The sequence below is a fragment of the Cellulophaga fucicola genome (genome assembly GCF_900119145.1).
GTDB lineage: Bacteria > Bacteroidota > Bacteroidia > Flavobacteriales > Flavobacteriaceae > Cellulophaga > Cellulophaga fucicola.
This window is the reverse complement of the sequence record NZ_FPIY01000003.1, coordinates 386,085-408,025: the sequence shown is the minus strand read 5'-3', so window position 1 is coordinate 408,025 and position 21,941 is coordinate 386,085. Positions and strand designations below refer to the sequence as shown.

At 29.9% G+C, this 21,941-nt stretch carries 21 protein-coding genes; all 21 read right to left on the bottom strand.

The genetic code is table 11. The features are described from left to right. Positions 1-14: 14 nt before the first annotated feature. The gene (locus tag BT107_RS12410) at positions 15-1,709 is read right to left on the bottom strand and encodes a DUF6044 family protein (RefSeq protein WP_072304131.1); all 1,695 of its coding nucleotides are present in this window, start codon (positions 1,707-1,709) and stop codon (positions 15-17) included. After that, positions 1,693-2,613: a glycosyltransferase gene (locus BT107_RS12405; RefSeq protein ID WP_072304130.1), complete on the bottom strand. Its 921-nt coding sequence runs from the start codon at positions 2,611-2,613 to the stop codon at positions 1,693-1,695. Before BT107_RS12405 ends, BT107_RS12410 begins: the two co-directional genes overlap by 17 nt. 28 nt (positions 2,614-2,641) lie before the next feature. Then, positions 2,642-3,868 carry an O-antigen ligase family protein gene (locus BT107_RS12400; RefSeq protein WP_170854735.1) on the bottom strand — a complete coding sequence of 409 codons (1,227 nt, stop codon included), beginning with the start codon at positions 3,866-3,868 and terminating at the stop codon, positions 2,642-2,644. Between the two features lie 23 nt (positions 3,869-3,891). Continuing rightward, on the bottom strand, positions 3,892-4,173 hold the full coding sequence (locus BT107_RS12395) for a hypothetical protein (RefSeq protein ID WP_072304128.1): 282 nt from the start codon (positions 4,171-4,173) through the stop codon (positions 3,892-3,894). A gap of 1 nt (position 4,174) precedes the next feature. After that, positions 4,175-5,392: a hypothetical protein gene (locus tag BT107_RS12390; protein WP_139254317.1), complete on the bottom strand. Its 1,218-nt coding sequence runs from the start codon at positions 5,390-5,392 to the stop codon at positions 4,175-4,177. A gap of 5 nt (positions 5,393-5,397) precedes the next feature. After that, positions 5,398-6,465 (bottom strand): polysialyltransferase family glycosyltransferase, encoded by a 1,068-nt coding sequence (locus BT107_RS12385; protein WP_072304126.1) that lies wholly within the window; start codon positions 6,463-6,465, stop codon positions 5,398-5,400. Beyond that, a complete protein-coding gene (locus BT107_RS12380; protein WP_072304125.1) occupies positions 6,437-7,879 on the bottom strand; it encodes a polysaccharide biosynthesis protein in 1,443 nt (480 codons plus the stop codon). The genes BT107_RS12385 and BT107_RS12380 overlap by 29 nt, the downstream gene beginning before the upstream one ends. Before the next feature lie 6 nt (positions 7,880-7,885). Continuing rightward, positions 7,886-9,454 carry an N-acetylneuraminate synthase family protein gene (locus BT107_RS12375; RefSeq protein ID WP_072304124.1) on the bottom strand — a complete coding sequence of 523 codons (1,569 nt, stop codon included), beginning with the start codon at positions 9,452-9,454 and terminating at the stop codon, positions 7,886-7,888. Beyond that, positions 9,399-10,085 carry an inositol monophosphatase family protein gene (locus BT107_RS12370; protein WP_072304123.1) on the bottom strand — a complete coding sequence of 229 codons (687 nt, stop codon included), beginning with the start codon at positions 10,083-10,085 and terminating at the stop codon, positions 9,399-9,401. Before BT107_RS12370 ends, BT107_RS12375 begins: the two co-directional genes overlap by 56 nt. Further along, complete coding sequence (locus BT107_RS12365) at positions 10,063-10,776, bottom strand: acylneuraminate cytidylyltransferase family protein (RefSeq protein ID WP_072304122.1); 714 nt, start codon at positions 10,774-10,776, stop codon at positions 10,063-10,065. Before BT107_RS12365 ends, BT107_RS12370 begins: the two co-directional genes overlap by 23 nt. A 54-nt stretch (positions 10,777-10,830) precedes the next feature. Next, the gene (gene pseI, locus BT107_RS12360; protein ID WP_072304121.1) at positions 10,831-11,844 is read right to left on the bottom strand and encodes a pseudaminic acid synthase; all 1,014 of its coding nucleotides are present in this window, start codon (positions 11,842-11,844) and stop codon (positions 10,831-10,833) included. Continuing rightward, a complete protein-coding gene (pseG, locus tag BT107_RS12355; protein WP_072304120.1) occupies positions 11,831-13,309 on the bottom strand; it encodes a UDP-2,4-diacetamido-2,4,6-trideoxy-beta-L-altropyranose hydrolase in 1,479 nt (492 codons plus the stop codon). Before pseG ends, pseI begins: the two co-directional genes overlap by 14 nt. Then, a complete protein-coding gene (gene pseF, locus BT107_RS12350; RefSeq protein ID WP_072304119.1) occupies positions 13,302-13,991 on the bottom strand; it encodes a pseudaminic acid cytidylyltransferase in 690 nt (229 codons plus the stop codon). The genes pseG and pseF overlap by 8 nt, the downstream gene beginning before the upstream one ends. Then, positions 13,984-15,129, bottom strand: coding sequence for a UDP-4-amino-4,6-dideoxy-N-acetyl-beta-L-altrosamine transaminase (pseC, locus tag BT107_RS12345; protein ID WP_072304118.1), 1,146 nt, complete (start codon positions 15,127-15,129; stop codon positions 13,984-13,986). Before pseC ends, pseF begins: the two co-directional genes overlap by 8 nt. Continuing rightward, the gene (gene pseB, locus BT107_RS12340) at positions 15,129-16,145 is read right to left on the bottom strand and encodes a UDP-N-acetylglucosamine 4,6-dehydratase (inverting) (RefSeq protein WP_072304117.1); all 1,017 of its coding nucleotides are present in this window, start codon (positions 16,143-16,145) and stop codon (positions 15,129-15,131) included. Before pseB ends, pseC begins: the two co-directional genes overlap by 1 nt. A gap of 76 nt (positions 16,146-16,221) precedes the next feature. Further along, a complete protein-coding gene (locus BT107_RS12335; protein WP_244543127.1) occupies positions 16,222-17,571 on the bottom strand; it encodes a nucleotide sugar dehydrogenase in 1,350 nt (449 codons plus the stop codon). Positions 17,572-17,650: 79 nt separating this feature from the next. Then, positions 17,651-18,430 (bottom strand): dTDP-4-dehydrorhamnose reductase, encoded by a 780-nt coding sequence (gene rfbD / locus BT107_RS12330; RefSeq protein ID WP_072304115.1) that lies wholly within the window; start codon positions 18,428-18,430, stop codon positions 17,651-17,653. Beyond that, positions 18,427-18,972 carry a dTDP-4-dehydrorhamnose 3,5-epimerase gene (rfbC, locus tag BT107_RS12325; protein ID WP_072304114.1) on the bottom strand — a complete coding sequence of 182 codons (546 nt, stop codon included), beginning with the start codon at positions 18,970-18,972 and terminating at the stop codon, positions 18,427-18,429. The genes rfbD and rfbC overlap by 4 nt, the downstream gene beginning before the upstream one ends. A 2-nt stretch (positions 18,973-18,974) precedes the next feature. Further along, positions 18,975-19,838, bottom strand: a complete 864-nt coding sequence (rfbA, locus tag BT107_RS12320) for a glucose-1-phosphate thymidylyltransferase RfbA (protein WP_072304113.1) — start codon at positions 19,836-19,838, stop codon at positions 18,975-18,977. 9 nt (positions 19,839-19,847) lie between these two features. Continuing rightward, the gene (rfbB, locus tag BT107_RS12315; RefSeq protein ID WP_072304112.1) at positions 19,848-20,891 is read right to left on the bottom strand and encodes a dTDP-glucose 4,6-dehydratase; all 1,044 of its coding nucleotides are present in this window, start codon (positions 20,889-20,891) and stop codon (positions 19,848-19,850) included. Further along, positions 20,891-21,940 (bottom strand): hypothetical protein, encoded by a 1,050-nt coding sequence (locus BT107_RS12310; RefSeq protein ID WP_072304111.1) that lies wholly within the window; start codon positions 21,938-21,940, stop codon positions 20,891-20,893. The genes rfbB and BT107_RS12310 overlap by 1 nt, the downstream gene beginning before the upstream one ends. Between the last annotated feature and the right edge of the window lies 1 nt (position 21,941).

Sequence of the window (21,941 nt, the reverse complement as noted above, 5' to 3'; positions counted from 1 at the left end):
CTTATTACTTAAATTTAGATATCCACCTTATATAAATACAACTTCCAGTAAGAGTTAGAATTGCTGAAAGATTTTAAAAACTTAAAGTTAATTTCTTCATAATTCATAATTGGAACCGATGAAATTAAGTATTTACCATTCATCTCTTTAAATACCTTTGCATCTAAATCAAGGTTTTTAACCACAGTATTTGTCTTTTTAGAAAACAGATACTTTCTTCCTAGTTCTGATGAAAACAAATAGCATCTACTTCCCCAATTAATGAAATACATTTTTATTTTATCATTTTTGTAAAGTTCTTCCTTAATGATTTTCTCAAACTGGTGCTTATATGAAAGTTGATAGTTATTCTGATAACTATCTAAGGTTTTAAATCCGTTATATTGAGCTATATTAGGATAAATTCCTAAATTCAGAAAGTTGTGTTTAGCAACCTCTTCCCTTCCTAAAAAAGTACTAATTTCCTCAAATAAGTCTTCTGCATAAAACTCATTAAAATTTGGCCCACCAATCTCTAAACCAAAATAAGATTTTATATTATTAGTATACTCTTTATTATTATCGATAATATTAAACAAACAAAAGGTCAATAAAAGAACTCCTATTAATTTCTTAATTGATGATTTAGCATTTAGCTTATTCAAAATCAAAGCAAGTAATAGTAGCCACAAAAATGGTAAAATAAAATAAAACCTTAATGAGTTAAAACTTCTAAAAATACTAAAATCATTTAAAAAATATACCAAATAGGGATTTAAGCACACCCATATTATAATGAATAATATGCTACAGAAAACAAACTTTACTTCACCCTTAAATTTTAACTTTGAAAATAATATTGCTATTAGAAACAGAGCCAATATAGGTCTAACATCTAAAAGTCCTGAATGATAATGTGTTGCACTAAAATATGTCTTTGCCGTATCTAAAACATTATTAAATGAAGGTTTTAAAACTTGCCATTCAGTCCTATGAGAAATTATGTCAGATTGAAAAAAAGTTGTGTAAATAAGCTGTATTTCTACAAGTAAATTAACCAAGCATAAAATTAGAATTCCTAAAAAAAAATTTCTAGGAAAACTGTTTTTTTTAGTATAAATTAAACCTAATAACAAAAGAAAAGGAACAAAAAAAGGTAGTGTCACAATTAAAAATGAGAAGAACGGAAACAAGACAATAATACACCAATCATACCACTTTTGTTTTTTATAAAGTAAATTTAAAAATGCGAAAAGCAGTATTGGCTGTCCCGAAATTGATATTCCATATTGTATTTGATAATATGATAAAAAGCCAAAACACAATGATATTAGCACAACTAACCAATCATTATTTTTTACAAAAAACCTTTTTAACAATAAATACATTCCAACAAACCCAATAATATGGACGAACAAATGATTAGTTATATAAGCTATAATGGGTGACAATAAAGCAAAAAGCAAAAACGTAAAGTTTAACCCACTCCTCAACAATCCCCTAGGAAGACCATTCATCACCCTTTCTATAATTGGCTCGGAACCAAAACTAAGAGTTACCCCTTCTTCTATAATATTTTTGATGTATACAAATTCAGAATCTATATTATCGTGGATTAACACATAAGATTCACCAGCTAAACTATACCAAAAAAAATACGGAGTTACCAAAATAAATAATCCCCCAAAAAACAAAACGTTTTGTCTAAAAAAACTACTTAATTTCCTCATATGATATAATATTATTGAAAATAGTTCTTTTTATTGATAATAGTAATAGTCCTAAAATAACAGTGCTTATAATTAAAACACAAATAATAAGTATACTAGAACCAATAGTACTAGCCCAACCTAAAATAGCTGTATGTAAAATAAATTTACTGTATAGAACGTACCCCCCTAAAACAATATTAAAACAAATTAAAGCAAAAAAGAATTTGATTAAAAAATATAAAATTTCTTCTGAATATTCAATTAAAGACGAAAGTCCATGAAAGACTAAATTTTTATGACTCATTTTTGACTTACCATCAATTCTATGCTGCCTATCAAAACGAACTTTATTAATCTTAAATTTTTGCTTAGATAAAAAAGCTGCATAATGCGAAAACCGCTGATTATGAATAGAAAAAAGAACATTTGGATTAATAAGTGAGTAATTTCCAAATGTTATACTTTTACCGACAACCATCTTAAACAATCCTTTATAAAAAAAATAACCTACCTTAAAAAGGAGCCCTTCTTTTCTTTTCCCCCTACTTACAAAGACAATATCAAAATCTTTTAATTTTATAAGTTCTTTTATTGCGTTAGGATCATCTTCTCCGTCACTATCCATTACAATAACACCTTCAATATCGTCTTTGAATTTATTTACATAATTAAGACCAATATTTATAGCTGCTTGATGCCCCATATTAAAATTAAGTCGTATTATTTTTAAAGTAAAACTTTCGCTGCTAAATCGAAAACCCTTAAGTATACTTAGACTCAAATCTAAAGAAGCATCGTCCACAATTACTACCGTAAATTCTGCATCTGTTTTAACTAATTTTGTTTCTAAATCCTTGAGAAATCTTTCAATTACTTTTTCTTCATTATAACATGGTGCAATGATAAAGTATCTTTTACTCATAACTTCCTATTAAATTCGTTAAAGGCCACTACAAGGGCTTAAGGTTAACTTTATTTTCGTGATTGTTTTTCATTAGAAACATCATTAACCCTATTAAAATGAAAACAATAGATTGAGAAGTAAAAAAATAATAATTATTCAATAAAAAAGAACATATCTCAAATAAAAAAACAGAAACAAAAACAAGCCGCTGATAATTAACACTACCACCATAATTCATTTTTTTTCTTATAAACTTAAAAAGAGTAATAAATAAAATCGCCTGGTAAGATAAAAATATTGTAAGTCCTATAATGCCCCCTTCTGCAAAAAATAATAAAAAATTATTATGTGCAGCAACTCCATCTTTACCTTTAGCATCTCTATAAAAATTATTAAAACCACCTAATCCAATACCTACCGCCTTTTCGTAAGCACTCATAGCATTATATGTATTCTCTATAATTTCTATTCTAGTCTTGGTTGAGTTATCTCTAAGAGAGTTTTTCGAGACAAATACTTTTTTTAATCTAGGCGATATTTCAGTATTTACTACAATTGAATAAGAGGAAACTAATAAAATAATAACACCTACAGATACTTTTATAATTTTAATAATTTTTTTTAATTTTAAAAGAGTATAAGTCACATATGAAATTATTAAAAAGAGTAATGGCATCCTAGAATGGGTATTTAGGAAAAGGTATGCCAAGCCTACTAATACTAAAAAATTAAGAAAACCCATCTTTTTTTGCACAACAAAATATTCTATCCAAAGAATTATAACTATACCTAAAAACATAGAGTCTGCTAAAGGGTGTAATTTAAAAGAGCCGGATAGTCTATATGCTCCGTTCATAAATCTAACAGAACCAAAAAAAACTTCGTAATATCCAAATACAAGTGCCACTATTACTAAACAGACAGTAAACCTCTTAACCGACTTATTAAATTGATTTAATCCTTCATTCATTAAATACTGATATGCAACTAGAGTTAAAAAATAGTACATACAAAATCTAAAAAAACTAGGTAAAATTTCTAATGGCGTATTAGAAAAAACTCCTACCAATAAAAGCCAAAAAACAAGTAACCCATATAAATTTAAAGGAGTAAAACTTGTGATTTTCCCATTCTTTAATACTGCAAATGAAGACAATAAAAATATTGTCATAGCTAGTAAAACATTTATCACCTTTGCAAAATCAAATGACAATATATCCTTTAGGCTATAGTTGACAATATAACTAACCGAGCTTAAAATAATTAAAGCCATTATAGCATATATATATTTTAATCTCATTGTGTTTTGATATTATATTGATCCTTCATCCATTCAGAAAACATTATGGATACTTTGTTTGCTCCTAACCAATTTACATGTATTAAATCTAAAAAATCTTCTTTTTTTAAATCTAATTTTTTATAAGCCTTATTTAAGTCTAAAACTTTAACCCCGTACTTATTAAAATAATAACTAGAAAGCAACAAAAATATATTCCATGACTTATTTGGAATTATATAATAAAGAGCAAAAACAATAGGGAAAAAGAGCAAAAACTCCAAAGAATTAAAAACCATATTAAGTTAATTTTTTGATGCTTTCTGAAATATTCTTAACTGAATTTTGAGTTTCTGCTGAGAGAAATTTATTTTCTACAGGTATATCATAAACCACTTTATCCTCTTCTAATTCGTTTTTTATTCTAAAACTCAATTCATTTTTTGTAAATATTTTACTAATACTTGGTTCTTTTAAAAAACCATTTTTAAATTTCCAATAAGGGAAATTAATTAAAATAGAATGAACTTTTACACCCTTGTTTACACCTTCAACAATACAAGTAGAAATATTACTAAAAAGCAATTTATAGTTTTTAAAAGTTTCTACCAATGGCTCTCCCACAACTAATTGTATCCTTTTACTATTTTTAAAAAGGTCATAATCCTCCATACGCTCTCTAGGGTGCAATTTAACATATAATTTTATTTCATCATCTTTAGGGTATATCTCATTAATACATTCTTGAATTAATAAAATATCTTGGATTTGAGAATCATGAAAGTGGTCTAAATTATGCCATTTGTATGCAGAAGTAATAAAACATATCGATTTAGGTTTTTTAGGAATAAAAAAAGTCTCGTTCTCTAAAAAATGTTGCCGCATACGAGGTAATCCAAACGAAAAAACTTTTGTTGTTTTATGCTTATGGTTTTCTATATAAGATTTAGAAAAATCTCCTATAGTATATATTTCATTTAGATTACTAGAGCCAATAGTACTCGGTAAATATGGACTAATACTACTACCTGAGAACAATTTAGAAATAAAATACTTAAAACTGTCTATTGCTTTTATTTTAACATCTTTTATTTTTTCCTTAGATTGAAAAAGAACATCGCTATAAGAGTACTTATTAGCCCCTACAAGGCCATCTAGAATCATTACCGATGGTTTATCTTGTTTCTTTGCGTAATAATTTACTAAACGTTGTAAGGCGCCATCATTTCCAAAAACAAACAAATCGTATTCATCCGCAAGAGATTTAATTACTTTTCTTACTGATCGTATATAAATAATTCTATCTATACTGCTTAAATGGTAAAAAGAATTTTCTAATTCAGGAAAAAAAACCTTACTAAAATTACATCCAGAGTTAAACTCTAACTTTTGTTTGTATACTGCTCTTGTATCTAAATATTCACACTTAAAATCAGACTTCTGTAACTCTTCTAAAACAGGGTTCATATTTAAGACATGTTCATTATTTTGAGGAAAAAATAATATTTTCTTATTCATAATTATTATATTTTTTCTAATAATTCTACACGGTCATTATTCAAAAACATAGTATTCCAGGTATTTAACCTAGGTGATAAAACCCCTAATTGTTTTTCAAAATATGGGTAAAGAACTTTTACTTTATGGTTATTTATCATTGAGCCATAAACCAATAAAGAAGATCCAATTCCATAAATTATTAGTTGTTTTTTCTTTACAAAAAGCACCTCCATTATAATGTCATTAGAAATGACTTCTACATGAGTTCCATTCGCTTCTATTTTTTTAACAATCTGCTGCTGAGTTAATTTTGACTGAAATGGATGAAACTTTATTGATATATTTTTTCCCTTGAAATATATTTCAGAAAACCAATCTACAAACTTATTTAAATCTTCCTCCTTTATAACTTTCTGTTCCACAACAGCGTCAAAAACAAATAGAACATCATTCTTTAAGTTCTGTTTATTAAAAAAAGAAATCTCGTCTATGTTTAATACAACTTTATTATTATTTGATTGATTATCATACGCCTTTTTATTTATGCAGTATACTACTGATTTTTTGTTTTTGAAGTTCCCCATAAAGTCTATGTTTAAATACCTCAACCTATTACTGCAAAACCAGGGTAGAAATTTTAAAAAAAAATCTATTACTAACAAATGTTTTGGTATCTTTTTGGGGTACTTACTCTCTAGTTCTTTAGCTGGCAAATAAGCATCCATTCCGTCTTCTATATAATGAACTTCACTGCATTTCTTATGAGAAAAAAAAGCTCTATAAAATGGAACTCTACTATTTGCACAAAAATAAATAAATTCACCTCCTAGTGTAGCTGATTTTATAATCGAATCTATTTCAGCTAGAATAGCTTTATTTTTTAAGAAATTTAAATTTTTTAACTTTTTTATAGTATTAAATGGATGATAGTAAATATTTTCAGGGATATCAATAGTGTTAACCAAAAAACTTGTCTTTATACCTCTATTTAGTAAAAAAAAAACATCTTCTTTTCGGTAGTTACATTTTTCTACAATACCAATTGCAACTAATAAATTAATATTACTGTGTATGTGGAATAAGTATTTCATAAATAATGAACAATAAAATTAGCAGCAGATTAAATAAAATAATTAACTTTTTTTCAAATTTAACAAAACTAGTTTCAAGTATTTTATAGTTTTTCAATGCTACAAACCAAGAATAAAAAAATAAATACGACAAAATTCCTGCAATAGGTATTGCCATTATAGAAAGTATAGGAAATAATACCGAAGTAAGTAATAATAACAATATACCTGTTACAATTAAACCAATATGACCAATTACCCTATTTTTCATAAAGGTATACAACTGTAAGTGCATTGCAGTAAACCTCTCTATAAATAAATAAAATCCCATACAAACAAGCATCATATTAGAGACAAAAGTCACGTTTGATCCTATAAGAGAAATTAAATAGTTTCCAAAAAACAATAAACCTACAATACCAATAAAATTTACTCCATAGGAAAATAACATTGCTTGTTTTACTTCCTTAACTAAAAGAAATATTTTGTTCTGAGCTCTTAATTTTGAAAACCTAGGGATATTAGAATAAAAGGGGGCCCTTGAAACCTCTTTCAATTGATCTAATAACCTATCTGCCAATAAATAAGAAGCAGAAATTTCTGCGCTCACTAAATTCGCAATAATTAAATTTAAACCATACTTTGTTCCCGTACCTGCTAATCCAGCAACAAAGGTTCTCCATGAAGGCTCTATGATGCTTTTACTTACATCTAAATAATGTTTTTTATTAAACTTATCGTAATCAATTAAAAAAGAGTTTTTTGTTTTTTTTACTAAATAGTAATTTCTTAAAACATTAATAATCACCCAAAAATTCATTATTATTATTATGTTTAATAAGCTAGGAACTGTAAGCATTACTAAAATTATTGAAAAAGAGGTTAATAAGCCAAAAAAGGTATCCCAACGTTTTAATAATGCCACTTTATTTATACCTATAAGGTATGAAGTAAATAAATTACCAAATAAAAAAATACAAGATCCTAATAGTAAAATTAACCAGGCTATCCAATTGTCTTCTCTAGCTCCAATTAAACCGTACAAACTAATTGTGCCTATTATACCTAGTACTAATATTGCTAAAATAAAGACTATACTATAATACTTTACCGATTTATTATAAATAGAAGCTATTAATAAAAAGTTTGGCTCGTTGCTTGTTTCTTGACTTTCTATGTTACCAATAGAACTTATATCTTTAACCCCTCCACAGGCATAAGAATACAATCTAGAAACGTTATTTTTTAGCCCAAAGTCAAATATGTCTTTAAATCTAAAAATAGTCATAAATACAAACCAAATATTGGCCTCCGCTAAAGAAAATTTAGTTAAAACTAAAGGCAATACAAAAATTGTATTTGCAGAAAGAACCACTAAACTAGCCCAAGTTGTAATAGTTGGAGAATTCCATAAGCGGTATGCTAATTTCTTCATTAACTTTTAATTACTCTTTGAATTGATCTTGTATTTATGATGTTCTGCTTTTTGAGGCTTTTTGTCTTTGCTACCGTTTATAGTTACTGCTTTTTTAATCTCTTTTACATAATTAGCCAATTCCCCTTTTGTCAAATCTAAAGCAACACCATCAAAATGAATCCAATCCAAGTTTCCAAATTTAACATGTTTCTCCAACATTAACGCTCCTGCGCTAACAGCCATTTGACTAGCCAATGGTCCTACATCATGGCTTGAGTAACCTGGAATTATATTATCGTAATCTGATATTTTTAAATTATTATAGTGGTTTATAACCGCTATATTGCAAGATTCTGGTGGCGCAGGATATGAAGATGTGCATTGTAAAAGGAATAAGTTATTACTCTTATTAAAAGATTGTAACACAAATGACTCATATTCTTTATCTGTAAACCCCGTCGAAACAACAACATCTCCGGTAAATGTTTCTGCTACCAAGCTCAAATAATTTCTATGATTAGAAATAGTACTTGGAAGCTTAATAAGCGGAGGATCGTATTTTAAAATATAATCATATGAATTCTTATCTAGAATTGATGTAAACCAACATATTTCATTTAACTTACATTCTTCTATTAATACTTCAAACAAATAGTCGGTAAGCTCAACAGATTCTCTGTAATCCTTTAATGTCTTACCAAACGGTGAATTATAATCACTCTCAAGTTCTTCTTTGGTGTAAAAAGTACTAACATCCCTTTTCTGTACTTTAATCATATCTGCACCTTGCTCTTTGGACAACCGTATCATCGTTCTTAAACGTTCTTCATCTCCTATATGGTTGTTCGTAAGCTCTGCCACGACTACGGGTATATTGTTAGCTATTTGCAATTTTATATCTTCATACAACTCTATATTAGTTTTATACTTGTAGTCTTCTTTTATACTTTCCTTATTAAATTTAAATACTGAAGTTTTGCTATATATTTTTTCTCCAACATGAATAACATTTAGAGACGCAAAATTTTTATCAATATAACTCTTCACACTTTTAAATAAGTCTTCCTGTGTATGTAAAATAGCATCTGCCAACGCCTTTGAGTGCCCTGAGTGGTCCTCTACAATTTTAACAGTGTTAGCATCACCAAAATCAAAACCCAAGAAATAAACATCTAACTTTATGTTCAATGTTCTGGCTGTATATAATACCAGCTGTATTGCCGTTATAAATAAAAAATCAGAAATTACAACAGGCTTACTTAGCAACGAACTACTTATCGAATTAAAACTTTCGTAGTTATCTGGTTCGTATTCTAGTTTTATAGAATTAATATGTTCCGGGAAACTCCTATCTGAAATATAACATTTAGATTTAAATTCATTTTGCTGAACACTCTGAAAAGCCCAAAAACTATGTAATATTGAGAAATGACCAGGATAAAACCTTTCAGAATCATTAAGATTAAACACAACACCATCAACTAATCTATCTGGGTTAATATTAGCCAGACTTGGTCCTTTTCCTACTATATATACTTTATTCGTTTGTAATTCTGAAAGTATGTTTTTTATTTGGTTCAAGTAATTCTCCATAATATGATTTATTATTTACAACAATTTTAAGGCCATTCTCAATGGCTAAATTTAACCCTCCTATTATATCCCAAACATATGCTCCTTTTATATTTTCAAATGAATAATATGATCCCATTACTACATTATACATATTATACACGCAACATCCAATTATTCTATATTCAAAACCAGGCTCTAACTTTAGCATATCTTCTTTTGTAAGGCTTGATGATATTCCAGAAATCCTTGAATTAAATTTTTCAATTTTATCTCCTGTTTTTAAATAACAGTTTAATTCAGGCATAGCTAATAAAGATTCTTGGTGTTTTCCATTCTTATAATAGGAAAGAGCTACACCCCATTCTTTTAATCCAGAAATAAAGTTTTCTGTCCCATCTATGGGGTCCAAAATTAATACTTCAGGCTTTTTAACATTCTCAATATTATCTGTAGGGCTTTCTTCTGATACTAAAAAGATATTAGGGTGATTTTCTTTTAAAAAATTTTTAATTAATTCTTCGCATAGTAGATCTCCCTTAGACACATAACTATTATCAGGCTTTAAAGTCTTTTGAGACCTAAGCGAAATTATCTCTTCTAGATTATTTTCGATTAATTCTTTAATACTAGTGCATATACTTTTGGACATTATTGCTATTTTTAATTAAACTTTCAACTATAATAAAATCATCCTCATCATCAATATCTAAACCACACAATTTAGGAATAATTAAACCTTTTACATTATCTCCTAAAAATGAATCCGATATATTTTTAGGAATCCCTCTAAACACATCTGTACTAAACACTTTAAATTTTGACTCCATATCTTGCCTTCGTATCATAGATTTTCCATAGTCCTCAAAACAGGCTTCAATTTTATCAGACTTAGTTAATCTGTATAATCTTGATTCTGACTCACAAATTGTTCTTACCGCACTAATCTCTTCTTCCTCTATTAATGTACTAATTGCCTTTTTAATAATATCTAAATCTCTAAAAACAAACGTGGGTCTTAACCAAACGATAATATCAGGATATAACATATCGTGTCTATCAAAACATTTATATAAATCTTCTAATATATCCTCCTCCATAGCATTATCTGCTGAAGCCTTTGAACTTCTTAAAAAAGGGACTTCGGCACCATATTTCTGAGCAATTTTAGCATACTCACCGGAGTCTGTTGAACAAATTATTTTATCTACTCCTAGCTTTTTGGCAAAGTCTATAGAATACGCCATTAGAGGCTTTCCTCCCAACTCTTTTATATTTTTATCTTTAAACCCTTTTGACCCTGAACGAGATGGTATAATAGCATATATGTTACTTTTTTTCATTTTTTTCAATTTAATATTATTTTAGGCAACGAATTACCTGTTTTAACTAAAACATCAAAATTGTTCCCAAGACAAAGGTGTTCCCTTCTTAAAATCTCCTGTAAATTCTTTACCAATCACTTCATTGTAATGCTTAGGATGCATACCATAACCTGGTCTTACAGACCTAATATTCTCCTTCGTAATAACATCTCCTTCTTTTACATCTTGTGACACATATAGCGATCTTGAAAACTCTCTACTTTTTTTCTTTTTATCGGTCATTTCATAATCTACTTTACCCATCAGCTTTTCGGTGAGCCTTACTGCATCTACCATTTGCTTAAATTCCTTTTCATCTAAGGAAAAGTGAGCATCTGCTCCCCCTATTGTTTTATCTAAAATAAAGTGTTTTTCAATTACTTTTGCGCCCAATGCTGTAGCAATCATAGGCGCTTCAATACCCAATGTATGATCGGACAACCCAGCTTTCACTCCAAATCGCTTTGCTATATCAGGAATAGATAACAGGTTGGCATCTTCTGGCGCTGCAGGATAAGCAGATGTGCATTTTAATATAGTAATGTCCTTATTTCCTGCAAGGATACATGTTTCTATTGCCAACTCAATATCTTCAATGGTAGCTATGCCTGTAGAAATTATTATTGGTTTTCCTTTGGAAGCCATATAGCTTATTAAAGGAATATCCGTTATTTCAAAGGAAGCTACTTTATAAATAGGCGTATTTAATTCCTCCAAAAAATCTACTGCAGTCTTATCAAATGGGGAAGAAAAACAAATTAGACCTTCTTCCTTAGCTAAATCATATAATGGCTTATGCCATTTCCATGGCAAAGAAGCGCCTTTATATAAATCATATAAATATTGGCCATCCCAAGCTGTACCTTGAGTAATTTTAAAATCATCTGTTCTTACATTAAGTGTTATTGTATCTGCGGTATACGTTTGTAATTTAATAGCGTCAGCACCGGCACGCTTAGCCGCTCTTACGGTTTCCTTGGCTATCTCTAAAGATCCGCCATGATTTGCTGATAATTCGGCTATTATAAAACATTTATGGTTTAACATTGTTTTTTTCTAATTTATATATAAGACTAGGTTCTCCCTTAACATTTTCCTTTTTATAAAAAGAATAACCAGAGTTCTCAAATGATTTAATTGAAGCTTTATTTTCTTCTTTAATATAAGCAAAAATAGGAAGATCATTTTGTTCAAAATATTTTTTTGCCGATTCCCTTAAAAAATAAGGAGCCATTTTTTTTCCTCGAAATTTTTTTGCGATTAAGACTCCTACTGTTGCAAATTTATCATTCATTTCATAGCGGATAATCCCTGCAGACTCATTATTAAACAAGGCAATTAAAAACAAACAATTTTTATCTGTTATTTTACTCTCAAACCATTTTTTATGACTTTCAAGTACAATTGGTTTTGAATTATAGGAAAAATACCTAACAGTTTCATCATTAGACAAATCATATACCATTAGCATATCTTCTACTTTGGCTAATCTAAATGTTATCAATAAAGGGTTTAATAGTTCTAATAAATTATTTTTACTATCTCCGCTAAAGAGTCTCTTTTGGTTTTTAATAAAGTGACTTATTTCGCTATGTTTTAATATTTCCTCAACTTTAACTTCAAAGTCTTGAACAGTGTAATTATTAAAACTACCTCCTCCATAAATAGCGCCTGATTTTAGTAATGAGTCATAAATACCCCTCTGATTGTCTACAAAATACCCAGATAAGATTGGCAGCTTTATTGAGCATAACTCATATACAATCGTACTAGAAGGTGCAATTGCAAAATTACATAGTTGTATAGTTTTTATTAAATCTTCTTCACTAAGATTTCTATATGTTTTTATTTTACCAGAATATTTTTCTTCTAAATAAAAAATTTCTTTATGCTTATACGCAGCCCCTAAAACAACGTGTATATTTTTAAAATTAGAAATTTTTAAAAGCGATTCAACAGCTTTCAAACTTAAATTAAAAGGATCTGCACCGCCAAAACATACAAATACACTATCAATTACGTTTATAACTCTATTCTTTTTAGCTTCTTTTAAAAAAAGCGGTCTCAATAACGCGTATTTAGTCCCTAAAGCTAGCTTTGTGTATGCTTCCTTTTCATAGTCTATATCCTGAATATAAGGTGAATGATTTATAACCACGTCTGCGTACATGTATTCTTTGGATAAATCATCAATATAAATTAAACTATAGCCTTTTTGCTTTATTTCTTTTTGATAAGACGATATAAATTGATAGCCATCAGCAATTATGATATATTCTTGAGGTGAATAATTTACTGCTAACCATTTTGGTTCATCTTCCGTTTTAATGTTTTCCGGTATAACTTCTTTATTATAATTTGAAGGAATAACTGAAACTGTTGAAGTTTCGTTTGTTAAAAAAACAAACTCAAAAGTATCTTTAACAATTTCTACAAGACTAAATAATCTGTATAAATGACCTAATCCAGTTGTGGAGCTTCCATCTGCTCTAAAGATTATTTTCTTAGTCATTGAGTAGGAGTTTATATTTAATTTCTGCTAGTTTCCAATCCGTTTCAGTATCAATATCTTGGGCTTCTAGTTCCGAAATAATTATAGCTCCAGAGTTATCTGTAAATAACTTTTTATTATTATTAAAAGATGTAGATTTTAACCAATAAAACTGACCAGAATCGTGGTATCTAGACTCTAAATCCTGCGAACGCGTATTTAAGTGTTCACTCCAAACCATAGCTACTTTATCTGCTTCTATTTTTAGAGAACGTTGTATTGGAAAAGAAAATTCTAATACAGGAAAAACACTATCAAAATTATTGTCTATAAATGTGGTATATGCTTCATTAATTTTTTTGAAAGTTACAAAAGGTGCCGTTGGTAGTATACAGCAGATATTATCAAATTTCTTGTTTTTCTCTTTGTATTTACTTACAACTTCTTGAACTACATCTGCTAAAACAGCAAAATCGTTAGCATTATTTTTACTTCTCAAAAACGGAACTGTTGCTCCATATTTTTTAGCTATTTGTGCAATTTCCTCATCATCTGTAGATACCATAACCTCATCAAACAAATTACTTTGTATCGCGGCTTCTATTGAATAGGCCATAATAGGTTTGCCCAAAAAAACTTTGATATTCTTTCTTGGAATTCGTTTGCTTCCTCCTCTTGCCGGTATGATTGCTAAATTAGCCATTAATATAAGTTAATACTTTTTCGATAACAAAAGCCTGTTCCTCATCTTTTAAGCTAGGGTACATTGGTAAACTAATACATTTAGAGTAATAATGTTCAGAATTATCTAAATTAGCCTCATTGTATCCTATTTTCTTATAATAAGGCAGCGTATGTACAGGTATATAATGTATTTGAGAAAAAATGTTATGCTCTCTCAAGTAATTATATAAACCTTTTCTATCGTCAACTTCAATAACAAATAAGTGGTGTGCATTTAAAACGTCTTCAGGCAAGTTTTGATACTTGATTATTCCCTTAAAGGCTTCTTTATATGCATTCGCTATTTCGTTTCTTCTGGCTACTCCTGCTTTGTTCTTAGCAAGTTGTGTAATTCCAAGAGCAGATTGAATATCCGTAAGCCTATAATTATACCCTAATTCTTGCATTTCGTAAAACCATCCTCCATGGTTTTCCGCCATATTTTCTTTGGTTATTCCGTGTGTTCTAAGTGATGCTAGCTTTTTATATACTTCTTCAGAATTTGTTGTTACCATTCCACCTTCACCACAAGCAATGTGTTTTACAGGGTGAAAAGAAAAGATTCCTATATCTGCGTAATTACCGTTTCCACACATTTGTTTTATACCCTTGGAGTCTGTAAAGTATCCTCCTGGTGCATGGCAAGCATCTTCAATTATCCATAAACCATGTTCATCAGCTAATTTCTTAAATGCTTCTAAATCTACAGGTAACCCTGCAAAATCAACTGGTATAATACCTTTAAAAAAACCTTTAGGTTTACTTTCAATAAGTTTTTTAGTGCTCTCTAAAGATAATACATACGAGTCTGAGTCTATATCTGCAAACCAAACTTCTCCTCCTGCATATCTAATACAATTAGCTGATGCTGCAAAAGTAATTGGTGTTGTAATAACACGTTCTCCTTCTTTTAAACCTAAAGCTAAAACTGCTAAATGTAAACCAGAAGTAGCATTATTTACTGCCACTGAATACTTAGCACCAACATATACTGCAAACTTCTCTTCAAACTCTTTAACCTTAGGTCCTTGAGTTAAAAAATCTGCAGTAAGCGTTTTAACGACAGCATCAATATCATCTTGTTCTATGTTTTGTCTTCCGTATGGTATAGAATTCATTATGCTATAAAATTAGGGTCTACATGTTCTATTATTAATTTCCTTAAACTTTCTATGGTCTCCCACTCTTCATTATCTCCAGAATTATAACTAAAACCCTCAGATACCTTTTCCGCATTAAAAGTTGTCTTAAAATCATCTATTTTCCATTTGTGGGTTGCTGGAATAATAACATAATACTTACCTAAATCGTAAGTGTAAAAAGAATCTGAAGATGTAATCATTTCTTCATGTACTTTTTCTCCAGGCCTAATACCAACTATTGGCTTTTCACAACTAGGGCCTATTGCCTCAGCAACATCCATAATCCTATAAGACGGTATTTTTGGAACAAAGATTTCTCCTCCCCAAGCATTTTCCAACGCATGCATAACCATATCAACACCACCTTGCAGAGAAATATTAAAACGAGTCATTTTTGGGTCAGTAATAGGAAGTTTCCCCTCCGTATTCTTTTTATTAATAAAAAAAGGAATAACAGAACCATTAGAACCCATTACATTCCCATAACGAACTACTGAAAACCTAATAGGACTATCTCCTTTAATATTATTTGCTGCAACAAAGAGTTTATCTGAAGTTAATTTTGTTGCTCCATATAAATTTATTGGAGCACAAGCTTTATCTGTAGATAGGGCCACAACTCTTTCTACATTAGTTTCAAAACAGGCATCTACCACATTTTGAGCACCTCCTACATTAGTTTTTATACATTCTTCAGGGTTATATTCAGCTAAATGAACATGTTTCATAGCTGCCGCGTGAATAACATAATCAACACCCTTAAAAGCTCTGATTAACCTATCTTTATCTCTAACATCTCCAATAAAAAACCTAATTTGAGGGAATTTTGAAACTGGAAACTCTTGAGCCATTTGGAATTGTTTTTGCTCATCGCGAGAAAAAATAATTAATCTTCTTATCTCCGAATGATTACTTAAAATATGACTGGTTAGTGCTTTGCCTAAAGATCCCGTACCTCCTGTAATTAATAATGATTTTCCTTTAAACTCCATATTATTTTTTATTATAATTATTACATTATCAACAATAAAAAAACTTGTTATTTAATAAATAATGTTAAATTGTTTTTTAAACACCTCCCTCACCAATTCTGTAATACACAAAACCAATTTCTTGAAGCTTATTTTTATCTAAAACACCTCTACCGTCAAAAACAAAGGCTGGTTTGTGCATATTATCATAAATACGCTGCCAATCATACGTATTAAATTCCTCCCACTCTGTTAAAACAGCAATAGCGTGTGAATTTTTACACGCTTCATAAGGGTCTTTAGCAACCTGTAACTTGTTATCAACCTCATCGGCTTCAATAGAACCTAGTGTATTAATATCTGTATAAACTTGTGCGTCTTTAACCTTGGGATCCCAAACTGATATTTTAGCCTGTTCTAACAACAACTCTTCTGCCACATAAATAGCAGGAGACTCTCTAGTATCGTTTGTATCTTTTTTAAATGCCCATCCTAAAAATGCAATTTTCTTATCTGATACGGTATTGTATAATGTTTTAACAATATTATGCGCAAATCTTCTCTTTTGGTGATCGTTCATTAAAATTACTTGCTCCCAATAATCTGCTACTTCGTTTAAACCATAAGATTTAGCTATATAAACTAAGTTTAAAATATCTTTTTGAAAACAAGAGCCACCAAAGCCGACTGACGATTTTAGAAATTTTGGGCCAATACGACTATCCATTCCTATTGCCTTTGCAACTTCGTCTACATTTGCCCCTGTTATTTCACACAGTTCACTCATTGCATTAATAGAGGAAACTCTTTGCGCTAAAAAGGCATTCGCAGTTAGTTTAGATAATTCTGATGACCATAAATTAGTGGTTAAAATTTTATCTTTAGGGACCCAATTTGCATAAATACTCACTAAAGCCTCTACAGCTTGCTTTCCTTTTTCAGTTTCTTGCTGACCACCTATTAACACTCTATCTGGATTAGTTAAATCTGATACGGCAGTACCTTCTGCTAAAAATTCTGGATTAGATAATATCTCAAAGTTAACATCGTTACCTGTATGATCTAATATATTTTTAAGAGCTTGAGCTGTTCTAACAGGCAAGGTAGATTTTTCTACTACAATTTTATCAGACTTTGCAACTCGTGCTATTTGCCTTGCACAAAGCTCTATATATTTTAAATCTGCTGCCATACCTTTACCTTTACCATATGTTTTGGTTGGCGTATTTACAGAGATGAAAATCATATCTGACTCATCTATAGCTTTATCTATATCAGTATCAAAAAACAAGTTTCTTCCTCTTGCCTCTGCAACCACATCAGATAAACCGGGCTCATATATCGGAATATTAGATACATCTGTATCATTCCATTGATCAATTCGTTTCTGATTTAAATCAACTACCGTAATCTCGATTTCTGGACACTTTTGAGCAATAATAGCCATTGTTGGTCCCCCAACATATCCTGCTCCTATACAACAAATCTTCTTTATCACTTTCTGTATTTTTTTATTACAACCTAAACTAGTTACACAAAAGTGTACTATTCTTAGGCCTTTTAGCAAAACTACGATAATTATTAGCCCTTACAAGCTTTGTAGTCTTATCTAACTTATTATTTTTTAAAACTTCACTAGCAAAACTATACCAAGTCATTGGTTTATTATCTGTAAAATGCTTCACTCCAAAACTTTTATTATTAGAACTAACTAATTCCAAAATATATTTTGCAAGATTATTTGCATTTGTAGGGCAACCTGTTTCTGTATCTATAACGGCTAAGTCTTCTCCCTTTCTTGCTTTATATAAAATTGTTTTATAAAAATTATGCCCAAATTCTGAATACAACCAAGATGTTCTTACTATAAAATATTTTTTTACTATTTCTCTAATATAATTTTCTCCTATTAATTTAGATTTTCCATACTCATTAATAGGGTTTGTGCTATCTGATATTGCATATGGTGAGCCTTTTTCTCCATCAAAAACATAATCTGTTGATATATGAACAAGTATTATATTATATTTTTCACACTCTTTTGCAATATTTCTTGCACCATCACCATTAACTAAATAAGCCTTTTCTGGAGTTTTCTCTGATTGCTCTACATTTGTATAAGCAGCACAATTTATGCAATAGCGAAATTCATTAGTGCTAAAAAATTCTTTTACTTCTTCAGTATTCGTTATATCTAAATCCTTAGAATTACAAAATGTAAAGTCTATATCAATATAATTGTCTTTTATAGCCTGAATACTCTGTCCTAATTGTCCGTTTGCACCAGTTACTAAAATCTTTATCATACCAATGCGCTCTTAAAAGTTGGTAAAATCAAATCTTTTTCTGAAACTTTAATTTCTTCTGATTTAAGCTTCCAATCAATATTTAAAGTTGCATCGTTATAGATTATTCCACCTTCAGATTTTTTGTTGTAATAATTATCACACTTATATAGAACTTCAGCAGTATCACTCAACACAGAAAACCCATGTGCAAAACCTTTTGGTACAAATAACTGTTTTTTATTTTCTGAAGATAGTTCAACTGAAAAATATTCTCCGTAGGTTTTAGAATGGGGCCTTAAATCTACCACCACATCTAAAATAACACCATTTAAAACACGAATTAACTTTGCTTGAGCGTCATCACCCTTTTGAAAATGTAATGCCCTTACAACTCCTCTCGTTGAAAATGATTGGTTATCCTGAACAAAATTAATTTCATTTCCAATAGCAGTATTAAACCGTTCGGTATTAAAACTTTCAAAGAAGTATCCTCTTTCATCATTAAATAGCGTAGGCTCTATAACTACACAACCTTCCAATTTTGTTTTTGTAACCTTCATTCTTATTTATCCAATATTCCTAAAAGGTTCTTCCCATAACCACTTTTTAACAATGGTTCTGCCAAAGCTATAAATTGATCTTTGTTGATATAACCCATTTCATATGCTGCGGCTTCAATGGCTCCAATAGTCAAACCTTGACGCTCTTCTAAAACCTCTACAAATTGTGATGCTTGCATTAAAGATTGAAAAGTACCCGTATCTAACCAAGCTGTACCGCGATCTAAAATACTTACACTTAACTTGCCTTGCTCTAAATATGCTTTATTTACATCCGTAATTTCTAGTTCTCCACGATTACTTGGCTTCATATTTTTAGCTATAGAAACTACTGTATTGTCATAAAAATAAATACCTGGAACAGCATAATTAGATTTAGGTTCTTCTGGCTTTTCTTCTATACTAATAGCCTTACCTTCATCATTAAACTCAACTACTCCATAACGTTCTGGATCATGTACCCTGTAAGCATATATTATTCCTCCTTCAGGATCATTATTAGATTGTAATAATTGTGCTAATCCGGAACCATAAAAAATATTATCACCCAATATAAGAGCAACCTTATCGTTACCTATAAAATCTTCTCCTATAATAAAAGCCTCTGCCAATCCATTAGGACTTTCTTGAACAGCATACTGAAAATTACAGCCATATTTTGTTCCATCTCCCAACAAATCTTTAAATAACAGTAAATCTTTTGGAGTAGATATTATTAAAATTTCTTTTATACCTGCGTACATTAGGGTAGATAGCGGGTAGTAAATCATTGGCTTGTCATAAATAGGCATTAATTGCTTGCTTACACTTAATGTAAGCGGATGCAATCTAGATCCAGATCCCCCTGCAAGTATTATACCTTTCATAACTCTTATTTAATTGTACTGTTTTTTATAGTAATCCTGATATGCTCCGGAAGTTACACTTTCTAGCCATTCTTCATTTTGTAAATACCAGTCTACAGTTTTTTCTAAGCCTTCTTCAAAAGTTACAGATGGTTCCCAACCCAATTCTTTATTAATTTTTGATGCGTCTATAGCATAACGTAAATCGTGACCTGGTCTATCTTTAACATAGGTAATTAGCTTTTCGCTATTACCATTAAGTCTCTCCAGTTTAGCATCCATTATTTTACACAATAATTTTACTAAATCAATATTCTTCCATTCGTTGAATCCGCCTATATTATACGTTTCTCCATTTTTCCCTTTATGAAAAACCAAATCTATAGCTCTGGCATGATCTATTACATATAGCCAATCTCTAGTATAATTACCATCTCCATAAACAGGTAATGCCTTTTTATGTATGATATTATTGATAAATAACGGAATCAATTTTTCCGGAAAATGATTTGGCCCGTAATTATTAGAGCAATTAGTTATTACATATGGTAACTTATACGTTTCTCCGTATGCTCTTACAAAGTGGTCTGAACTTGCTTTAGAAGCTGAGTAGGGCGAATTAGGATCGTACTCCGTAGACTCCGTAAATAAACCAGATTCTCCTAAAGCTCCGTACACTTCATCTGTACTTATATGATAAAATCGTTTACTTTCCAAGTCATTTTTCCAACAATCTCTGGCAGCATTAAGCAAATTTACTGTTCCAATCACATTTGTTTTCACAAAAGCCATAGGGTCTGCAATGGATCTATCTACATGTGATTCCGCTGCTAAATGAATAACTCCATCAAAATTATATTTTTTGAATATATCTTGAATAAAATTCTCATTTGTAATATCACCCTTTATAAACGTATAATTTGACAATCCTTCTATATCTGATAAATTCTCTAAATTACCAGCATACGTTAAGACATCTACGTTATAAATATGATATTTTGGATATGACTGCACAAACCTCCTAACTACATGAGATCCGATAAACCCTGCCCCTCCTGTAATTAAGATATTCATTATTTTTTAGTATAACTCTTTAATGCTTTGTTCAACTCTAATAACAATAACAAAATTAAAACCAAAGAAACCAATAATAAAGGCAATAAAAATTTATACTGATTTGTAATCCCACCTAACTTAACACCTCTTGTTGGAAAATCAGATATTACATTAAGAATGGTTGCTTTATTTGCTTTTTCTAAGTTTAACTCTACTATTTTCTCTTTTAAATCGTCTCTTTCTTTTAAGAGCTCTATCTCTTTGTTTTTACCACTTCCATTATCTGCAAGATTAATGTTCGTTCCTCCTATTTCCTTAGAAGCTTCTTTAACCATTACATCTTTATACAATTGCTGTAGAGAAATAATTTCGTTTAATTGTTGCTTATAAATCTCTTCTTGAAAACCAATATTCTTATCGTTAGTTTCTTTTTGCTCTTTAAAGTAACCGTTACTAGATATTGATTTAACTATTGTTGGCTGAGCCTTTTTAGCAACAGTACTATTTGTACTTACCAAGTTAATCTTATGAAAACGTGCATCAAACGTATTAAAGTTTTTTAAATAAGCTTCAAAATCAAGGTTCTTTACCGTGGTCGAATCTAACTCTCTAATAAACTTATCAAATAATAGCACCTTCTGGTTTTCATCTGAAAACGACTCTATTTCAAACTTCTTAATACTAGCCGCTTCTTTAGCTGTTATCTTTAAAGCACTTGCCAAAGTAATTGAATCCTGAGCTTTTGCCAATTCGTTATAAAAGCTAATGTTATTGTACAACTGTTGCACACTATTAAAATTAGGCTCTACAACCATACTAGAAACAAAAACATCTTGCTTTCTCAAGTCTAAATATACACCTAAACCAATACCAATTACTCCTGCAATCACAAATTTTATAAAGTGCTTTTGAATAAAGATTAAAAACAACATTATAAAATGAAAAACCCCTTTAAAAATACTACCTATAAAAGCAAATAGCTTTTTAAAAGCATTTCCTATTAACTGAAATAACTGCCCTAAATCTATTTCTTCTGAACCTGGTTGTGGCTGTTGATTGTTACTCATT

Coding starts and splice junctions, on each gene's coding strand:
- rfbD (WP_072304115.1), bottom strand. CDS start 18,430: ATGATAAAGATTTTAGTAACTGGTGCAAACGGACAATTAGGACAGAGT.
- rfbC (WP_072304114.1), bottom strand. CDS start 18,972: ATGAAGGTTACAAAAACAAAATTGGAAGGTTGTGTAGTTATAGAGCCT.
- pseF (WP_072304119.1), bottom strand. CDS start 13,991: ATGGCTAATTTAGCAATCATACCGGCAAGAGGAGGAAGCAAACGAATT.
- pseI (WP_072304121.1), bottom strand. CDS start 11,844: ATGTTAAACCATAAATGTTTTATAATAGCCGAATTATCAGCAAATCAT.
- pseG (WP_072304120.1), bottom strand. CDS start 13,309: ATGACTAAGAAAATAATCTTTAGAGCAGATGGAAGCTCCACAACTGGA.
- pseC (WP_072304118.1), bottom strand. CDS start 15,129: ATGAATTCTATACCATACGGAAGACAAAACATAGAACAAGATGATATT.
- BT107_RS12370 (WP_072304123.1), bottom strand. CDS start 10,085: ATGTCCAAAAGTATATGCACTAGTATTAAAGAATTAATCGAAAATAAT.
- BT107_RS12405 (WP_072304130.1), bottom strand. CDS start 2,613: ATGAGTAAAAGATACTTTATCATTGCACCATGTTATAATGAAGAAAAA.
- pseB (WP_072304117.1), bottom strand. CDS start 16,145: ATGGAGTTTAAAGGAAAATCATTATTAATTACAGGAGGTACGGGATCT.
- BT107_RS12390 (WP_139254317.1), bottom strand. CDS start 5,392: ATGAATAAGAAAATATTATTTTTTCCTCAAAATAATGAACATGTCTTA.
- BT107_RS12410 (WP_072304131.1), bottom strand. CDS start 1,709: ATGAGGAAATTAAGTAGTTTTTTTAGACAAAACGTTTTGTTTTTTGGG.
- rfbB (WP_072304112.1), bottom strand. CDS start 20,891: ATGAATATCTTAATTACAGGAGGGGCAGGGTTTATCGGATCTCATGTA.
- BT107_RS12380 (WP_072304125.1), bottom strand. CDS start 7,879: ATGAAGAAATTAGCATACCGCTTATGGAATTCTCCAACTATTACAACT.
- BT107_RS12385 (WP_072304126.1), bottom strand. CDS start 6,465: ATGAAATACTTATTCCACATACACAGTAATATTAATTTATTAGTTGCA.
- BT107_RS12310 (WP_072304111.1), bottom strand. CDS start 21,940: ATGAGTAACAATCAACAGCCACAACCAGGTTCAGAAGAAATAGATTTA.
- BT107_RS12400 (WP_170854735.1), bottom strand. CDS start 3,868: ATGGCTTTAATTATTTTAAGCTCGGTTAGTTATATTGTCAACTATAGC.
- BT107_RS12395 (WP_072304128.1), bottom strand. CDS start 4,173: ATGGTTTTTAATTCTTTGGAGTTTTTGCTCTTTTTCCCTATTGTTTTT.
- BT107_RS12375 (WP_072304124.1), bottom strand. CDS start 9,454: ATGGAGAATTACTTGAACCAAATAAAAAACATACTTTCAGAATTACAA.
- rfbA (WP_072304113.1), bottom strand. CDS start 19,838: ATGAAAGGTATAATACTTGCAGGGGGATCTGGATCTAGATTGCATCCG.
- BT107_RS12365 (WP_072304122.1), bottom strand. CDS start 10,776: ATGAAAAAAAGTAACATATATGCTATTATACCATCTCGTTCAGGGTCA.
- BT107_RS12335 (WP_244543127.1), bottom strand. CDS start 17,571: ATGGCTATTATTGCTCAAAAGTGTCCAGAAATCGAGATTACGGTAGTT.